Annotated in this window: 16 protein-coding genes; 7 read left to right on the top strand and 9 right to left on the bottom strand. The window is 29.4% G+C overall.

Annotation, left to right across the window (positions count from 1 at the left end; translation table 11 throughout):
* Positions 1-618 precede the first annotated feature (618 nt).
* The 3 genes from ilvN (at position 619) to METVU_RS08190 (ending at position 4,587) form a co-directional block, all read left to right on the top strand.
* The gene (gene ilvN, locus METVU_RS08200) at positions 619-1,125 is read left to right on the top strand and encodes an acetolactate synthase small subunit (protein WP_015733725.1); all 507 of its coding nucleotides are present in this window, start codon (positions 619-621) and stop codon (positions 1,123-1,125) included.
* 196 nt (positions 1,126-1,321) lie between these two features.
* Positions 1,322-2,731 carry an Asp-tRNA(Asn)/Glu-tRNA(Gln) amidotransferase subunit GatB gene (gene gatB, locus METVU_RS08195; protein WP_015733724.1) on the top strand — a complete coding sequence of 470 codons (1,410 nt, stop codon included), beginning with the start codon at positions 1,322-1,324 and terminating at the stop codon, positions 2,729-2,731.
* 236 nt (positions 2,732-2,967) lie between these two features.
* On the top strand, positions 2,968-4,587 hold the full coding sequence (locus METVU_RS08190; RefSeq protein WP_015733723.1) for a DUF128 domain-containing protein: 1,620 nt from the start codon (positions 2,968-2,970) through the stop codon (positions 4,585-4,587).
* 9 nt (positions 4,588-4,596) lie between these two features.
* On the opposite strand, the gene METVU_RS08185 is transcribed toward METVU_RS08190, so the two are convergent.
* Complete coding sequence (locus tag METVU_RS08185; RefSeq protein ID WP_015733722.1) at positions 4,597-5,709, bottom strand: TIGR03576 family pyridoxal phosphate-dependent enzyme; 1,113 nt, start codon at positions 5,707-5,709, stop codon at positions 4,597-4,599.
* Between the two features lie 253 nt (positions 5,710-5,962).
* Between METVU_RS08185 and METVU_RS08180 the strand changes: the two genes are divergently transcribed.
* From METVU_RS08180 to METVU_RS08165, 4 genes are all read left to right on the top strand, one after another.
* Positions 5,963-6,337, top strand: a complete 375-nt coding sequence (locus tag METVU_RS08180; RefSeq protein WP_015733721.1) for a 4Fe-4S dicluster domain-containing protein — start codon at positions 5,963-5,965, stop codon at positions 6,335-6,337.
* Positions 6,338-6,383: 46 nt separating this feature from the next.
* On the top strand, positions 6,384-6,959 hold the full coding sequence (locus METVU_RS08175) for an OsmC family protein (protein WP_015733720.1): 576 nt from the start codon (positions 6,384-6,386) through the stop codon (positions 6,957-6,959).
* Positions 6,960-7,176: 217 nt separating this feature from the next.
* The gene (locus METVU_RS08170; protein ID WP_015733719.1) at positions 7,177-8,592 is read left to right on the top strand and encodes a radical SAM/SPASM domain-containing protein; all 1,416 of its coding nucleotides are present in this window, start codon (positions 7,177-7,179) and stop codon (positions 8,590-8,592) included.
* An 11-nt stretch (positions 8,593-8,603) separates the two neighbouring features.
* The gene (locus METVU_RS08165; protein WP_015733718.1) at positions 8,604-9,296 is read left to right on the top strand and encodes a DUF166 domain-containing protein; all 693 of its coding nucleotides are present in this window, start codon (positions 8,604-8,606) and stop codon (positions 9,294-9,296) included.
* A 77-nt stretch (positions 9,297-9,373) separates the two neighbouring features.
* On the opposite strand, the gene METVU_RS08160 is transcribed toward METVU_RS08165, so the two are convergent.
* The 8 genes from METVU_RS08160 to METVU_RS08125 all read right to left on the bottom strand — a co-directional run bounded on the left by METVU_RS08160 (position 9,374) and on the right by METVU_RS08125 (position 19,177).
* Positions 9,374-10,789, bottom strand: coding sequence for a hypothetical protein (locus METVU_RS08160; RefSeq protein ID WP_015733717.1), 1,416 nt, complete (start codon positions 10,787-10,789; stop codon positions 9,374-9,376).
* On the bottom strand, positions 10,790-12,436 hold the full coding sequence (locus tag METVU_RS08155; protein ID WP_015733716.1) for a hypothetical protein: 1,647 nt from the start codon (positions 12,434-12,436) through the stop codon (positions 10,790-10,792).
* A gap of 315 nt (positions 12,437-12,751) precedes the next feature.
* Positions 12,752-14,056 carry a right-handed parallel beta-helix repeat-containing protein gene (locus METVU_RS08150; RefSeq protein WP_015733715.1) on the bottom strand — a complete coding sequence of 435 codons (1,305 nt, stop codon included), beginning with the start codon at positions 14,054-14,056 and terminating at the stop codon, positions 12,752-12,754.
* Between the two features lie 44 nt (positions 14,057-14,100).
* Complete coding sequence (locus METVU_RS08145; RefSeq protein ID WP_015733714.1) at positions 14,101-15,366, bottom strand: hypothetical protein; 1,266 nt, start codon at positions 15,364-15,366, stop codon at positions 14,101-14,103.
* Positions 15,363-16,232, bottom strand: a complete 870-nt coding sequence (locus METVU_RS08140) for a DUF4013 domain-containing protein (RefSeq protein WP_015733713.1) — start codon at positions 16,230-16,232, stop codon at positions 15,363-15,365. Before METVU_RS08140 ends, METVU_RS08145 begins: the two co-directional genes overlap by 4 nt.
* 253 nt (positions 16,233-16,485) lie before the next feature.
* Positions 16,486-17,694 carry a bifunctional ornithine acetyltransferase/N-acetylglutamate synthase gene (gene argJ, locus METVU_RS08135; RefSeq protein WP_015733712.1) on the bottom strand — a complete coding sequence of 403 codons (1,209 nt, stop codon included), beginning with the start codon at positions 17,692-17,694 and terminating at the stop codon, positions 16,486-16,488.
* Positions 17,695-17,941: 247 nt separating this feature from the next.
* Complete coding sequence (cgi121, locus tag METVU_RS08130; RefSeq protein WP_015733711.1) at positions 17,942-18,379, bottom strand: KEOPS complex subunit Cgi121; 438 nt, start codon at positions 18,377-18,379, stop codon at positions 17,942-17,944.
* A 3-nt stretch (positions 18,380-18,382) separates the two neighbouring features.
* Positions 18,383-19,177, bottom strand: a complete 795-nt coding sequence (locus METVU_RS08125) for a CBS domain-containing ParB/RepB/Spo0J family partition protein (RefSeq protein WP_015733710.1) — start codon at positions 19,175-19,177, stop codon at positions 18,383-18,385.
* Between the last annotated feature and the right edge of the window lie 233 nt (positions 19,178-19,410).

The following is a 19,410-nucleotide window of genomic DNA, read 5'->3' as shown; positions in this document are numbered from 1 at the left end:
AATAATGCCTATTCATCCAAATTCAAAATCGCAAATTTCAAATCAAGCGTAATCTTAATTGTTAAATTGGTAATTTCAACAAATCGTTTATCAATAATTACAGATATAAAAATCAAAACATCAAAATCAGAAGTAGAATTTGAAATTAGGGATCAAAATGGAAATAGAACTATAATACAACAAATTATTACTAAAAAATCAACATTGGATCTTCAACATCTAAGTATTATTTAACATCTTTTTAAAATCTTCTATATCTAAATTCGATAAATAGAGAGTTGAATAAATTAAATGAATTATAAAACGTTAACATATTAAAATTGATCAAAAATTAATTTACCAATAATTTGAATAAATGACTTATCAGTAAGTTATTAATTATTAAGTTATATCAACGTATGTGAATCAGTAGTGTGTTTGATATTAAACTTACGATTAAATTTTTTCACTAAAAATTACTTAAAAACATTAAAATACTTAAAAACCTTATTATAGAAAGAGTTTAATTATACCAAGGGACTCAATAACTGATCTATTTTATCATTTTTAAATCTTACTATAAAAATAAAAAAGACAAAAACAATAAAAAAAGATAAACACACATAGTTGGTGAATAGAATGGAGCATAGACATGTTATATCTGCACTGGTTTTAAACAAGCCAGGTGTATTACAAAGAATTTCTGGATTATTTACAAGGAGAGGATTTAATATTTCAAGTATTACTGTTGGAACTACAGAGAATCCTCAAGTTTCAAGAGTGACGATAGAGGTTAACGGAGACGATAGAATCTTAGAACAAGTAATTAAACAATTAAATAAGTTAATAGATGTTATAAAAGTTAGCGAACTGGAAGAAAAAAAGTCAGTTCAGAGAGAACTATGTTTAATAAAAGTTTATGCCCCAACGGAAAGTGCAAAATCCCAAATTATACAATATACAAGTATATTCAGAGGAAATGTTGTAGATCTAAGTCCCGAATCTTTAATCGTGGAGATAACAGGAGGAGAAGATAAGATAAATGCGTTTATTGAGTTAGTTAAACCCCTCGGTATAAAAGAAATGGCAAGAACTGGAATAACTGCATTAGCAAGGGGGCCAAAGATCTTAAAACCAAATAAATGAACAATTTACAATAACCACATTGCAAAGTAGTTTTGTTTGAATAGTTTTTATTATAATTTTAATTAAAGCGCAAATTAATATCAAAGCAATATTAACTATCAAAAAATTAAATTAAATAAATCAGTATTGACTTTAATAGATTTATTGGATATTTTGGAACGTTGGATTTAAACTGAAAAAGTTAATAGGTGGAAAGATGAGTGAAGATGTTAAAATGAAATGTGGGTTAGAAATACACGTTCAGATAGATACTAAATCAAAATTATTCTGCAACTGTTCAACTAACTATTTGGATGCTGAACCAAACACTAACGTATGTCCTGTCTGTTTAGGTTTGCCGGGGGCTAAGCCATTTCCACCAAATAAAAAGGCAGTAGAAGTCGCGATAATGGTTGCGAAAATGCTTGGATGTGAGATTGTTGTTGATAAGGATATATACTTCCAAAGAAAGCATTATGATTATCCCGATTTACCAAGTGGTTATCAGAGAACATCAACGCCAATAGGAGTTAATGGGGAGTTTTTAGGAATAGGAATTCACGAAGTCCACTTAGAGGAAGATCCTGGACAATACAATCCAAGTTTTGGAATCGTTGATTATAATAGAAGTGGAACTCCTCTGATAGAGATCGTTACTGAACCAGACATAAAAAGTCCAGAAGAGGCAAGAGAATTTTTAAAACAATTGATGACCCTATTTAGATACCTCGGATGTTTGAGGGGAGAGGGAACGATGAGAGCAGATGTTAATATTTCCATAAATTATATGGGTGTTCAAGGAAATAGGGTTGAAGTTAAAAATGTTAACTCGATAAGAGGGGTTTATAAGGTTTTAAAATATGAGTTAATTAGGCAAAAGAATATTATAAAAAGAGGAGGAGAAGTTAAAAGAGAAACAAGGGCATTTTTAGAAAGTCAAATGATAACAAAGGCAATGAGAAGCAAAGAAACAGCAGAAGATTATAGATACATCCCAGATCCTGATATTCAGCCGATAGTTATTTCCGAAAAGTGGGTTAAGGAGATAGAGGAAAAAATGCCTGAAACACCTCTTGCTAAGAAGAAGAGATTTGTTGAAGAATACAAAATAAGTGAAGAAGATGCAAAAGTTCTTGTTACTGATTTAGATATGGCTGAGATGTTTGAAAACGTTGTTAAATCACTTGGAAAAAGTAAAGAAAATATCGACTTAGCCGTTGTGTGGATAAGGAACGAGTTAAAGAGGTCTTTGCAGTATCACAAAGTTGATCTATATGAAAGCGGTATAAAGCCCGAACATATAGTTGAATTAATAAAATTAATTAAAAATGGAACTATTTCACAAAAAATTGCAAAAGAGGTTATTGATCTATTGGTAATAAACAGAGGAAAGAAAAAACCAAAAGAGATCGTTGAAGAACTTGGGTTGACGGTCATTAAAGATGAGAGTGAATTGATAAAAGCAGTTGAAGAAGCGATAAAAAACAACCAAAAGGCAGTTGAGGATTATTTAAATGGTAAAAAAGAGGCGTTGAACTTTTTAATGGGGCAAGTTATGCGACTAACAAGAGGAAGAGCAGATCCTAAACGAGTTGTTGAATTGTTAAAGGAGAAACTCGATAAGTAAATCATTAAACGAATTATTTAAATAACAAAAATAAACCGTATAACAAATTTGATTCATAATAAATTCTTATATAATAAATCATCGAATAAAAATAAATAATTAGAGTTCAGATTGACTTTTTAATTTTTAATTTCCATAAAATTTAACGATGATAAATGATAGAAAAATAGATTAAATTTTGATTATAATAATAAAAATATTTAATAATGCACTTTTTAAGAGCCAAGGTGGAATATATGGCTGACTTAGATAGGAAATTAATAGAGATCTTAGATATACTGTCAAAATCAAAAGAGCCCGTAGGGGCTAAAATTATAGCAAGAGAACTTAATAGACGAGGATATAAGATAGGAGAACGAGCAGTTAGATACCATCTGAAACTGTTGGATGGAATGAAATTAACAAAAAAATTAGGATATGCAGGGAGAGTTATAACGGAGAGAGGGTTGGAGGAGTTAGAGAAGGCAAATATTTCTTATAGATTGGGAAGTATATACTCAAATATCTTAGAAAAGACAATATCTGCAAATTACAGATTTGGATATGTGGTTATTAATAGATGTCATGTTTATGCCGATTTCAACGAGGTCCTGAAGACAATAAAGGGAGTTTATGAAAACGGACTTGCAGTAGGAGATCGAGTTGGAATCATAGACAGAGAAAAGTTTGTTGAGATAAATACTCTCTGCTCGCTAAATTTTGACAACGTCTTATTACAAAATGGAATATTCCCACTTCAAGTTTGTGCAGGAATTGTAAAATACGAAGATGGAAAACCAGTTGAATTCAAAGAGATCATTGATTATAAGTCCACATCAATAGATCCTCTAAGGGCTTTTATCGAGAAAAAAGAAACAGATGTAATAGGGATTATAGAGAATGGGGAGGGTTTTCTTCCAGCTAATTTTAGATACTTTGGAGTTGAATTTTTAGAAAAATTCAAAGGGGTTTTAGAGAAAGATGAATTAAAATGCATTATTAGCTATGGAACTGAAAACGTTTTAGGATTAGATATAGGGGAAGATAAAGTTGGGGTTGCATTAATTGGAGGATTAACACCAATAGCCCCATTTGTAGAAAACGACTGCTTTGTAGAGATCTCTCCTATGACATCCACTGTTAGGTTAGAATCACTACACAAGGTTAAGAAAAATCCAAGAGAGATAATAACGAAAAAAGCAAATATAAGGATAAAAACTGCTTTATCGAAAATGTTTAACGCAATGGCAAAGGTGTCATATGATATAGATGAGAGTGATGGGAATGTTATTGTAAACACTGCCTATATTGAAAAACAATATTATGACGAGGCAGTAGAGTTATTGAAAGAAGCATATAAACAGTATTTGGGTATTTCAGATAGATTTGGTATTGTTGAAGAACAGGATAAAATAAAGATTCAGACAATATGTGCCGTAACCTTGGATGGTATATTTTTAAGGAATTCAATTCCTGTGATTCCAAGATATGGAGGGATTTTAGAGATCACGGAAGATAAAGAAAGGTTTATAGATATAATTGGCTATGAAGGTTCATCATTGGATCCTCATGAGGTGTTTTTCAACTTTGTTGATTGTGAGAAGACATTCTTAGCAGGTTTTAGGGAGATACATAGAGTAGCAAGAGAGGACTTAGAAAATGTTTTGAAAAAGCTAAATTGGAGAGGGGTTAAAGCGATAGGAGAACCGAACAATGAACTTTATGGAATAAATGTAAATAAAGACATGTGTGGATTGGTGACAATGGGTGGAATAAACCCGTTAGTTTTGTTAAAAGAGAATGAAATTCCAGTAAATCTGAGAGCAATGCATGAAGTAGTGAAGTTTTCTGATCTAATATCTTATAAAGATTTATAAAAACATATTTTAGGAAAAAGCAGATATTATCGAGTTTACAACCGCGTTAACTATATCTTCATCACTCAATCGCTCAGCATCTCTTGATGTTAGATCGATCCGCAAACTTTTACTTGCCCCCGGCATTCCTGCAACGGTTATTGTAATTATTCCATAATCTTTTAGAAGATTAAATCCAATTTCTACAAGTTTTTTAATGTTTATATGATCATCTTTATGAACTCTCTTTATAACAAATCCTGTCGGTGTTTTTTCACACACTATATCTATCTTCCCATCTAACTTTTTAAGTTCGCTATTTAATAACGTTATTTTAGACAGATCAAATCTTTTAGCCCTTTCAAATGCATCTTTTATTCTTTCTAAATTAAAACACTCCAAAGCCCTATACATTCCTGCTAATATTGGAGGTTGTGCTTCTAAACCAAACTTCGTTCCTTCTAAATATATTTTTTCTACCAATTCTCTTTTTCCAGCAAGTAATCCACCCCTTGGCCCTTCCATAAGTTTATCTGTGCTCGTGGCAACTAAATCAGCTCCTAATTCCAAGGCAGGAGGTTGTCCAAACAACAATCTGACTCTTGCTCCAGAGGCATCATCGACAAATGTTATTGCCTTCCTTTTTTTAGATGTATCAATAACTTTTTTAAAGTTCTCAATATCTATTACTTTTAGATCCATAGTAGATCCTGTTATAATCACAAGAGTTTTTTCATCAATTCTCTTTAAAACCTCATTTATATTATCAGATTCAAAATAATCGACATTTATTAATTTGCAACTTCTCTCAATGGATGGATGTCCTGGAAGCTCTGGTAAATAGTGAACAACCCTCTCAGGTTTTAAAGCCAAGATCGTTGCTAAGATAGCAGATGATGTTCTATTAAAACCTACACATCTTTCTCCACCTAAATGCTTTAAACCCCACTCATTAACTTTTTCTGCAAAGTAGGATGATCCAATATATGTATTTAATAGGTCTTTATCTTCTTCTTTTATTAAAAAACCACCAGAGAGGCCACTTAGGTCATATAAACTATCTCTGCCTTTTTCTTTTAGAATCTTCAATATGATCTCTCTTGCCTTTTTTATTCTCAATAACTCTTCGTGGTCAGATAGCATTTAATCACCATATAGGTTGATATAATTACTCTAATCCTTATCGCTTTTTATACCTTCCACATACATGTAAATTAATATAATTAAATTATTTTAAAAAGTATTAAAATGAATCGATTAATCGAAAATTATAAATATAACTTCAATAATATTCTTAATTTGGGCATTAACCTACCCAATAATTAACGTGCTCCAAATTAAAAAATTAATTAAAAAATTAAAAAATAATAAAGCAATAATTTAAAAAGGTGAAAAGATGAGTGAAGAACTTCCAATAATTGGAAAAGATCCTTTGGGAAGAATTATTAGAGATTGGAGTGTAAAACCATGGTGGGGTATTGATAGAAAAAAGATCGAGTGGTATCCAAAAGTTAACTATGATAAATGTATTGGATGTGGAGTTTGTTATATAACTTGTGCCAACAGGGTTGTTTTTGATTGGGATAAAGAAAAGAAGAAACCAGTAGTTGCAAGACCTTACAACTGTGTCGTTGCATGCACAACTTGTAAGATGCTATGCCCAGTAGATGCATTAGAATTTCCAGATAAAGAATACATGGAAAAGATAATAAAAGAACATAAAATTTTGGTAAAAGCTAAGGAGATCTTAAAAAAGCATGATTTAATCTAAACAACCATATTAGCTTAAATTAACTTAAAAAAGAGGGTAGAGAGTTATGAACCCAGAAATGATAATGGAGATGATGGATTCTGATATTGCTAAGGAGATGGCTCCTAAAATGATGCCAAAGATGATGCCCTTAGCATTGGAGAAGTTTTTACAATATATCCCAGAAAAAGAGAGGAAGGAATTTATTGCTAAACTTGTTGATATAATAGTAAGCAAAGATGAGAAAAAAGAGATATACGCTGAATATTTAGATATGTTTGAAACATTGGTGGACGTTAAAGGATTAAAAATTCACTCACGAGGAGGAAAAGGTTCAACAAAAGAAAAAATATCGCCAATGGACTTGTTTTTAGGGGGACTTTGTGGGTGTATCTGTATAGCGGTCGGAAATACATTAAAAGATAACGCCATAGAGGCGGAGATAAAAGTTGATGGAAAAGTTGAAAAATCGTTTGAAGAAGGAAAAATAAAAAAAGTTATTTTAAATATTTTTGTGGAAGTTTCAGGAGATTATGAAGAGGACAAACTAAAAGAAATGATATTAGAAGGATCTAAAAAATGTTTAATAAGTAATACTTTAAACTGTGAAATAGAGAAGAACGTTATAATTCAAGAAAAATAAGTATGTGGAATTATTTTAAATGTATTTTTCTTAATTAATTTTAATTTTTCATAAATATAACTTATTTAATTTTGAAATTCTAAATTTTAAAGTTTTAAATTTATTGAACATTTTAAATTTATATTACTGAAGATCCAAAACTATTTAATGGCAAATAAAAATTTTCAAAACCCAATTATTAATCCCCTCCCCAAATTATTTTATTTTGGTGGATATTATGAAAACTGATGACATGGCAATTGTCTTCTCAAAACTGATCTTAAATCCAATCGTAAAAAGCCAGATGAGCTCCCTTTTTAAAAAAGACGAAAATAATAAATTAATTATAGAGAATTATATTGATGCATACGTAGAAGGAAAGAAACTACCCTCTCTAAAATACAAAATATTAAAAGAAATTATAGACGGGGGCTTAAAAACATTTGCAGGAGAAAAATACAAAGAGGACTTTAAAAACTACTTAAAAGATCCTTATTTCAAAAAAGGACTTATAAATGTTGTTAGGGGGTTATATTACTTCGGAGTTAAAAAGCCATTTGTTGCTGGGGCTCCATTTTTAGTGGTTTGGGACATAACCTATCGATGCAATTTAAGATGCAAACACTGCTACGCAAACGCAGGTAGGCCGTTAGAAGATGAATTAACAACAGAAGAAGCTGAAAAAGTCATAGATATATTAGGAGACGCTGGGGTTGTGGCAATCGCATTTTCAGGTGGAGAACCACTTATGAGAAAAGATATTTTTAAACTCATTGATAAGGTTAAAGAGAAGGATATGCAGGTTTCTATAGCTACAAATGGAACGCTATTAACAAAAGAAAATGTTAAAAAACTAAAAGAGCACAAGGTTGATTTTATACAGATAAGCTTGGATGGAACAAAAGAAACGCACGAAAAATTCAGAGGAATAAAAGGAATATATGAAAAGACGATTTCTGGAATTAAAAATGTTGTAGAAGAAAATATATGCTGTGCAATTGCAATGACCGCCACTAAATTAAACTATAAAGATGTTTTAAAAGTTATTGACTTGGCAGAAGAGCTCAATGTTGATTATTTTATGCTTTACAACTATATTCCTGTGGGAGTTGGAGATTATGAAATAGATCTCTCTCCAGAAGAAAGAGAGGAGCTATTAAATCTACTCTGGGAAAAATTAAATACAGAAACAGGAAAAAAATGCAAAACTGCATTTCTATCCACGGCTCCATATTATTCAAGAACTGCAATAGAACATAACAGATACTACCTTGCTACACACTTTGCAAACGTTGATTTAGATGAAAATGAGAGATTAAAAAATTTGGCTAACTTTATTGGAGGATGTGGGTGTGGAAGATTTTATTTAAGTTTAAGAGCTAACGGAGATATTCAACCCTGTGTCTTCTTTCCTTTAAAGCTTGAAAACATTAGAAACTTTAAAGATGAAGAGGATTTTTTAAATTTTTGGAAAAATAATAAGATATTGAATGAACTCAGAGATAGGGAAAAATTAAAAATATGTGGAAAATGCAAATATAGATACATTTGCGGAGGTTGTAGAGCAAGAGCTTATTCATACTACAAGGATTATTTAAGAGAAGATCCCGGTTGTATCTTAACTAAAAAATTAGATAATATAGAAAATAAATAAAAAGGGATAAAATGGCAAAGATTTTAGTGGTTAGTGATGGAGCATATGGGTATAGAGTTCAAGGGACGGTAAATTCATTTGGAAAGAAAAATAAATTTCTTGGCATCTACAAAATTGATAGACCAGATGATTTGCTCGTTGATAATATAGAATTTCCTGAAGAGTTGCTTGAAAAAATAAAAGAAGCAGATATTTTGTTGCTGTATACGCAACACCCAGATAACACTTACTACCTCTGCTACGAAGCAAGAAGGTTGAATAAAGATATTGCCATCATTGTGGCAACGTGGAGCGGAGAGGGTGCAAAAAAAGAACTATCTAAATTTGATGCAATATGCCCGGAAGAGATGTGTTTATTAGATGAAGAAGAAGTTAGAGGGATAATTGATAAATATCCAAAATTAAAAGAGTTTTTAGAAGAGTTTGGAACTCCAAAAGTTAGGGTATATGTTAAAAATGGAGAAGTTAAAGATGTGGACGTTTTAAGAACGTCTATCTGCGGATCAACGCTTTTTATGGCTAAATTAATGAGAGGTATGAAAGTTAACGATTTAGAAGAATTTGCAAGAAACTCTGCTATGTTAATTCAAAGATACCCCTGCGTTGCTGGAAAGATAAAAATTTTTAGAGGAGATTGTAAAAAGCAAAAAGCATTAAATATACACAAAAAGGCAATCTTGGACGGATTAACTATATTGGACTAATATTAATATGTAATATTCTTTGTTTTATTTTATTTTCAGTTTTATTTTTGACTAAAATATTTAAAAATAAAATATGCTTAAAAATAGCGACGATATAAGAAATAACAAATAAAGATTACTATGATAAATAAAATTATGGACGTAGATTTACTCAAATTCAGATTCCAATTTTGTATATTAGATGGATTTTCCTTTTTAGAAGTTAACTGACTAAGATCAGCGATCTTTTTAACACCCTTTCCATCAAAACGATATAAGACCTTTGAACAATTATTTGAAAAATTAATTCCAATTATAAGCATTTCTCTCCCATTATAACCTATTTTAATTGGATTTATATTGTTTAATTTTATTTCTGAAATAGAATTGTTGTTTATGTTTATTTTTTGTATGGATAAAATTTTAAATATATTGGTATAATTTCCATACGTTATCTTCTTATAAATTTTGTTGATTGAGTCGTTATAGACGTTTATCTTTTCAACCTCTCCATTTTTACCAATACATACAATTTTTTTAATAGTAATGAGGTATATTTCATCCCTATTGATTGGATAAACTTTAAAAATATACTTGTCTGTTTTTATTGATTTAACTAACTTTAAATCGCTATTTAAAAATAACAACTCACGATTTCCTATCCCATTTAAAACAATCCATTGATTGATATATTTATCATAAGATATTCTATTAATAAATGGGATATATAGACAATACAACTTCGAGTTATTTAGCTCAAATCTCTTAAAATCGTGAAAAGTGCCATTATATTTTACAAATCCAGAAATATTTTTATACCCTTCTGATTTATTTCCGTTTGATATAAAATAAACTCCCTTAACGTATATAAGCCAATATTTATCTGCTGAGTCGTAGTCAAAACTGAACGGAGCAAAGAAGAAATCATCAATCCTATAATTTGTATAGTTATTTAGATAATCAATTAAAAACATTTCTAAACGTTTATTTAACCCATAAAAATCATTCCCAACCCATATTAGTTCATTAGAGGATCTATTATATTTTAACTCAACAAATATCGGCTCTGCTCCCATCCCCTCTTTATTATCAAAACATGCTAAAATCTCTTTGTTATTGCTTTTTAAGTTGTAGTATTGTCCAAAACTCTTGCTGTATAAATATAAGATTTTGTCATTAATGTCCAATTTGCCTATATGACATCCATCCCAGGCATTACACACAACATAAGTTTCATTTCCTAAGCAAAAACCATCTACATAATAAAAGTATCCATAACGCTTATTAATCTCATCATTGGTGTATGTTTTGTTCAGATAGAGAATATATTTTGGAGTTATATTTTTGAGAGTTCCATTATATAGGTAAATGTTATTGTTATTGACTACAATCCAATCTTTTGATGTTGGCTGGATAGAAATCCATTCACTACCTAATGCGTTTGTTGGACTAATTAAGGTTAATATGAATATAAGAAAACTTAAAATAATTATAAATGAAGTATTCTTCATCATTTATTCCTCCTTAAACTTTTTTAGCTTTTTTATCACAAATTTAACTGCTAATCCAATTAATATCCACCCATACATTGAGATTGGAATGATTATTAAAGGACTATAATAAAAGCTTCCTCCCGCATATTTGGGAATGAAGAATTTAACATAGACAAATAAAGGCAATGCCAAGATATTAAATAGCCAATTTGGAATCTCAAATTGTAAAAATGGAACTATCAAGCCAAATACTGCTAAGAATAACAAAAACTTATCTTTTCTAAGGATATATAGAGTAGATAGAATCATTCCCAAAATTAATATGGAGATAGCAATAAACCATTTCATAATCCTATTGTTATACTCCCAAATCTCTTCCTGCATTTTCCAATACTCTTCACTTTGAATATAATTTAAAGTTTCATTGTATTTTGGGTTTTTAGATTTTAATTCATGTCGTTTTTCTATTAATTGTTCTAATTTCTGTTTATATATTTTAATCCTTTCATCATTTGGATTTTCACTCTCTAATTCCTTTAATTTACTGGTAATTTCGTCAATCTCTTTATCTATTTCTTCAATTTTCTTGTTGTAGTTTGTTGTATTTGCCAATTGTTGAGTTAAATCTTCTATACTGCTGTTTTCATTGAATTTAATCAATTTTGTAGTATTATTTTTGTCCATTCCAGCTATTAACCAATAGCCCTTTTTATTAACATAAATGATATAATCAACTCTTTTAAATCCAAAATCAGAGAGATCTGTTATTGTTCCATCCTTATACATATAAAGCCCATCATTTGTAGCCATTAAAACTCCTTTATCTCCTCTGCACATAACATATGGAGTTATGTTCGATATTTTTGTTAGGTTTTTTCCATTGTATAGATAAAGTCCTTTAGAGTATTTTGGAGGGGAAGTTAATGGGATTAATAAATTTCCATTGTTATCGCATTCCATAGGTTGGTAATTAAGGTGGTATAAATGAAATACTTCAATTTTGTCATTAGGTAGATTAAATGATCTTATTATTTTTTCATTCTTCCAAATATAAATGGAGTTATTTGTGAAATTGTTAAAATAATATATATACCAAAAATCATTTTTTGAATTATAAGCTATGCCGTAGTATCCTTGACGATATGGGAAGATATTTTTTCCTGGGAGATTGTAGTAAGCACATAACCACTCTCCACTACACGATGTTGTTGAGCCACTCCAAACAATAAACGCTACATCATCGCTACTTTTAAACTTTGAGATGCTTGCAGTTGAACATCCAGAATAAAGTCCGCTTATTGTGGTTGTAAAAGCCCTCCCATCAAAAAATCCCAACATTTCTGGGCTATAAAATATCCATTTTCCTTTAAAATAACCAACCACAATAGGATGTTTAAAATAATTATAAAAATTCCAATCCTTTGGCTCAAAGTTTATCTTTGAGTTGTTGAATAATTCAGATTCATTTATTGGAAATTTTAAAATAACTTCAAAATTTTTTCCATTATATAATATTTCATACATCTTTGAGTTGATTTTATCATAAACACTGATCATTACATCCGTTCCATTTGTAGCCATGCCTTCAATTGAGATATTTTCATCTGCAAATAATGGATGAAATAAATATATAAATATTAAAATTAAAAAGAGGATAACTTTTTTCATTATTCCACCCCACATTATGTCGGAACTAACATTAAACCGTCAGTTTAATACTTTTTATAAAAAAAATTTTCCTTTATCTCTCCGAAATACAATCCAAACATTCTCGCTATATTCCATCTCATTATATTTAAATTTGATTCTTATCTAAACATAAAAATTATGTTTTTTGATAATTTTTATCGTTCATCATAATTATTATGACACTTTATAAATCGAAAGTATTAAAAATATGGATATAAAATATGAAAAAATAAACATCTAAATCTTATCAATTTTCTTAGATTTCTTTAAATAATAATCAAATCTTTTCATGTCTTATTCCCATAACTCATAATACTTTTTTAAAATACGGGATTCATTTGATATTGGGACATTAACTACATTTATAAAGTTATTTCCTTTAGAGCCGGAAATATTATGAATATTTGAAATTAGAGATATATTTTTAAAGGTATTATTGTATGATAATGTTAGATATACCCCCCACCAATTATTAGATATTCTTAAATTTTCAAATTTTGAGTTTGAAGTATTAATTAAATAGACACCAAACCCATTATTGGTTAGGTTTAAATTTTTGACAGTGATGTTGTTGCAGTTTATTAAATATATAGTTCCAGCATTTGAGTGTTTATCAATGATTAAACTGCTTTTATTAATCAAATAATACACTAACCTATTATTTACTGTTGTATTTTTTATATAACCAAAATCTTGGCCTATCGAATCAATGATTACAAGATTAAATGTATTATCAAACATTTTGCAGTTTTCTATATGTTTATTTGAAAACTCAAAATGCATTCCAACGATGTTTGAGTATGAAGATATATTTTCCAAGTTTAAGTTATCAACTTTATATGCATAGATTCCCCACTGGTTAAAACATACTACTGAGTTTTTAATGGATATGTTTTTTCCACCATAAATAAAGACACCATAAACGTTATTTGTTAAATTTAGCCCTTCTATGCTAATATTCTCGCAGTTAATTAAATATAAAGCTCCTATATTTGATGACTTACTTATAACAATATTTCTTTTGTTTATTAAATAGTATATTGGCTTCCCATTAACAGTATTGGACATGTCAATATTGTTAGAATTTTTATCCCAATCCAAATCGTAATTTTTTAGAGCAAAGTTGTAAGTATTGTTAAACATCTTACAATTTCTCATTTTTATGCCTGCATTATAAATCTTACCATTTAAAATGATGATTCCATTATGATTTAAAGCATATATCCCATATTTATTTCCATAGGCAGAGATATTTTCTAATGTTATTTGATAACCATTAGCAAATACTCCATATTTCCAGTCATTTACAACTAAATTTTTAATTTTTATATCTATGCCGTTATCTATCTTTATTCCACAATAATTTCCCATTCCTTTTAAAACACATCCATTTCCATCTAAAACAACATTATCTGAATTTATGATAATAGCAGTTTCATTTAAAGTTGCAGTAGTGTTTATAACATAATATCCTGGGCTATTAATTATGTAAGGAAATTTGTTTATGTAAGTTGGTTTGACATGCTGGGTATTATTAAAAATAAATAACAATGATAAAGCAACAAAGAGTATAATTAAAGTTAAGTGTATCTTTTTCATAATTTCCCCTGGTAAGCTTAATATATTTTATATATGGTGATTATTCATCTTTTTCCATAAAACAACACCAAACTCCATAACAATCCAGCAATAACTAAGACAATTACATACCAATTATGAATTATCCAATAAATTTTTGGCTCTAATGTCTTTTTAATATCATCCCATAAGGTATGTTTTGTTTTATACAATTTTATAATATTTTTTAGTTTTATCTCTTCTATTGAGTTGTTTTTTATGATATAATAGTGCAATTTGTGATTTTCTTCTGTTTCTATTAATAGCATCCCGTTATTGTATGCTAAGTCAGTAATTCTTATATTTTCATACTTGTCTCTAAAGATTCTTTTTAGATAACTCTTTTCTATTGGAATTTCTCCTCCTTTGATTTTAGCAAAATAATATGGATTTGAATAATTACTTATGATTTTTATGGTTTTATTTCTCCAAAGTAAAAGGTAGGGTTTTTTATCTATATAACTCCCAAAAGAATAGTTATATTCCTTCATAACAATATATAAAGTCCCATTTATGCTGTAAAAATCTATACACTCCCAAGAAATATTTTCATATTTTGGAAGAGTTATGTTATCTTCGAAATGGATTTTTCCACCGTAATAAGAATACAAAGGAAATGAAGTATTTGATAAACGCCCATCTAAGATATAAAACTTCTTTGCCTTCGAATCGTAGATTGTAAAGATGAATATAGGTTGATATATGTAATGTTGGAACGTAGTATAATAGTTGTCATCCTCAAACTTCTTTAATTCGGTTATGTTGGTGTTATTTATTAACACAAGAATATTTTCTGGATAATCTGCTTTCATTTTATAACAATAAACAAGTAATGCCTCATTAGAAGAACATGCAGGAGGAGATATATCAAAATCATCAACTGAATAAAAAACATCAGCCCACAATATTTTCTCAGTGTAGTTTATTTTATTGTCCTTTGTTGTGTATACTAAAACACCTAAAAAAACTATTCCGTCACCATTTTTTGGGAAATAAAAATATCCAAAAGATAATATAGTTAAATTATTAGTTGAGCCACAATAATAATATGGTATATTATGATACAACTCAGGAAAGTAATAGTCAGAAATAGGAGTTATGTCCATTAAAGTTTTTGAGTTGTTAAAATACAAAATCTTAGAATCGTTGTAAGTATATCCAAAAAGCTTATCATAACCAATATCATGATAAATTATTATAAATCCATCCTTAAATGGACAAACTTCAGCTGAAGAAACTCCAAAAGAGTAAATAAGAAAAATTAAAAATATAAAAGATAGAAGTTTTTTCATAATCTCACCTTTTTATAATTGTTCTCTACCTCTCTAAAATACACTCCGAACATCCTTGCAATAACTATGAGAAGGTAAAAGATTATAAGAGTTTTAAAATAATCTACAAAAAGCACTATCTTAAAAATCAATAACAGATAAATTCCAGAAATTACGAAAATTAGAAAATATCTTAGGAAAAATGTAAATCTTACCAATTTTTTTAGATTAATATTTCTATTATAGAGTTTAAAAAGTATAATGGGAAAGAAGAACCAAACTATTGCTATTATTAAATAGTCGCTCATATTTCTACCAATAAAACTCCAGGGTATTAACGTAAAGCATTCATACGAGGGCATAGACAAGACTGAACATAGAATTATGAGATTTGCCATAAATATGACCAGTATTAAAAATATTATTCCTGCAATATATGAAAATGGTGGAAATAATCCAAAAGCACGAGAATATAGAGGAGAATTACCATATTTTATCGTTTCATATAATATTATCCATATTAAAAAAACTAATGTAATTATTAACAATAACAACAATATATAGCCAAATGCCTTAAATCCATATAGAATTAGCTTTTTAGCATCTAAATTAGGTAAATCATCCTTTCCATAGATAGAACTCTCAAAAACCATAAGTATATATCCCAACATAATAATAAACGGAATAAAATATGGTAATAAAATCATATAAAAAACAAATATATCTGACGGCATATATATTCCAGCTAAAATTTGAAGTAGATAGGACATAACAAATGCTACGAGTATAGTTAAGATTAATCCCAAAATAATAAAATTCTTATAGTTTCCTTTATAAAATGGATAGATTAACGGTTCTATAATGAGTTTTTTAATTATTTGGTTCATCAATATCCCTCTTTAAAATAGTGAAAAAATAATCGATAATTTTATTTACTTATCTAATGCAAGGTATTGATGAATAAAATCAGAAGTCAATATAAACGGAAAATGATACGGATACTTAATATTACAAAAAATCTATAATACTTTTTAAGTAAATTTTATTTATAAAAATTGATTTATAAAAATTTTAATTATTCTTTAATTTGAATAAATAAGTTAATAAAAATAAAAATAATAAAACAAAAATTAAAATAATTTAAGTTGTGTATTCAGCATTTATTCTAACATACTCATAGCTCAAATCACACCCATAACAAACATTTTCAAACTCTCCCATCTTCAAATCAACAACTATCTTTATTTCATCAGATTTCATTAATTCTTCTGCTTTCTTTAACTCTTCAGTTCCTTCATCAGCCAATGGAGTTCCATCTTTAACCAAATAAACCTCATCTTTATAGTTGCTCAATATAACATCAACAATCTCTGGATTGAAATCAGCTCCGCTATAACCAACAGCAGCAACAATTCTTCCCCAATTTGGATCTCCACCAAATACTGCTGTCTTGACTAACAAAGAATTAACAACGGCCTTTGAAGCTTTAATCGCATCCTCCTTAGTTTTAGACCCTTTAACAACAACCTCCATAAACTTAGTTGCTCCTTCACCATCCTTAACAATCATCTTCGCAAGCTCTCTGCAAACATACAACAAGGCATTTTCAAACTCTTCCCTACACTCATTATAATTAACTCCACTCAGCCCATTGGCTAAAATGAAGACAGTATCATTTGTTGAAGTGTCTCCATCGACGGATATGTTGTTGAATGTTTTATCCACAACCCTCTGCAAAACGTTTGTTAAACTTTCTTTATCAATCTCTATATCAGTTGTTATAAAGCAGAGCATAGTGGCATGTATCATATTTGGAGCTATCATTCCTGCCCCTTTTGCTATTCCTCCAACTCTAACAACTTTTCCATTAACCTCAAACTCCACAGCTATCTCTTTTGGTTTTGTATCTGTTGTCATTATTGCCTTGGCAGCGTTTATTGAACTATTCCCCTCTTTTATCAAATTATAGACCTTATTTATTCTATCTTTTATAATGTCCATATTCATCTTTCTTCCAATAACTCCTGTTGAGGCAACTAAGACATCATCCTCTCTAATATTAAAAAGATCTGCTATTAATTTTTGCATTTCTTTGGCATCTCTCATCCCATCTTTTGTGAAGCAGTTAGCGTTCCCACTGTTTGCAACTATTGCCCTAAATTTATCCTTATTTTTTATTAGTTCCCTTGATAAGATTACTGGGTGTGCTACAACTTTATTTGTTGTAAATGTTCCAGCTCCAACCGCCTCTTTTTCAGAGATAATTATGGCAACTCCATATTTTCCCTCTTTGTATCCATTGGCTTTAAATCCTTTTGGAGACACAACTCCTCCTTCTATAACTCTCATTTTTATCACCAGATTAAGAGTTTTCCCTATGTTTTGAAAGATTCCAACCTTAAATTTATTTTTTAAATTATTATTTTAATTTTTTAGAGTTTTGGCTATTTCTATTTATTAATTCAGTTAAATGAACACGGACGTCTTTGAGAGTGGTTAGACAAGATTTTCATTTGGTTTTAGATGTTTATTTGAAAGATTCCCTATTTGAAAAAGAACTGCATCCTCGCAAAAAATATCATTATAATGTTCAAAATTATTCCTTTTTTAATTCAATTAGGGCTATCTTCTCCAAAACTCTCTCAATAACGTTCCCGAAACCTTTAATCTTAAAAACCTCTCTTATCAATTTTTCTTTCTCTTCGTTAATATCTAAAACCGAATTATCTATCTCTCCACCAATTAGCTCATGAACTTTTTTAAATGTCTCTTCATCTTCACAGATTAAGCACACATTCCCATCCTTAGCCCCAATGATCTTTATTGCCTCCTGTATCTGTCTCTGTCCGGAAGCCCTAACTAAAATTTCCATCCAGAAACTCTTTGCTATCGGTTTTTTTGTTCTTGCTTGGTTTATTGCATGTAAAATATGTTTTTCTGTGGCTATAACATCAGCATTTAAAATTTGAAAATTTAAATCCAAACTAAATATCTCATTTTTTATTTTAGCTCCTCTTATTCCTCTAATTATCATAATTTATCCCATTTCATTTTTCTTGTAGGTGATTACCTTTGCACTGTTTTCATCATCACTCTCTACAACTTTAACATCTGCTAATGACTTTAAATTCATAATCTCAGCTGTCTTTTCTATACCAAGCTTTTTATCAGTGTCTAAATAAATCACATAGGCATCTAACTTCGGCACTCCCATCTTGTAGGCAGCAACTGCCCTGTGATGCCCATCCACCAATATATAATAGTCCCCTCTTTTTGTTTTTATAGCAATTATTGGCTCTGCTAAGCCCTTTTTTAGTTCATACATTCTACCGATCAATTCATCAGCGTGAATCTTATTTTGCGTTGGCCTAAGTTTTTTTACATCTACTTCTTCTTTTTCAACTTTTAAGTTATATCCTAAACTTTTATATGTTTTTATGATGTTTTCTAACTTTTTAGGTGTTGTTTTTTCTATCTGGGATCTTATAACATCCATGTTTGATATGATTCCCACTAAATTGTTCTCTTCATCAACAACCGGCAGTTTTGAAAATCCTGTTCTGAACATTACTCTACCAACATCCATTATATTGGCATCAGGAGTTGTAACAACCATATCCTCCCTTTTTGTCATTACATTTTCTACCTTTTCATTATCATCTCTTCCCACAATATCATGAACAGAGACAATTCCAATCAGCTTTCCATTTTCCACGACTGGGAATGAATTATGCCCCGTCTCTTTCAATAGTTTTATTACATCTCTGACTGTATTATCTTTTGATACTGTTATTACATTTTTTGTCATGTATTCTGCTACTTTTACTGACATATGTATCCCTTATGGTCTTTAAGATATAATAATAAATTATAATAAAATATATTGTAAATAATTATAATTAACTGCAAAACTATAAATACCTCCTCATAAAGAACATTACGTAGATCTTCCAAACTAATAAAAACCGAAAACAATATATAACTATTCCTACATTAACCATATCATTGAAAATGTTTGAGAGGTTTGTCCACTTAAAACATGAATATATATTAAAAAATAGAAAA

This window comes from Methanocaldococcus vulcanius M7 (assembly GCF_000024625.1).
Lineage (GTDB): Archaea > AGJL01 > Methanococci > Methanococcales > Methanocaldococcaceae > Methanocaldococcus > Methanocaldococcus vulcanius.
The sequence above is the reverse complement of the archived record's forward strand: the minus strand, read 5'-3'. Positions and strand labels throughout refer to the sequence as shown.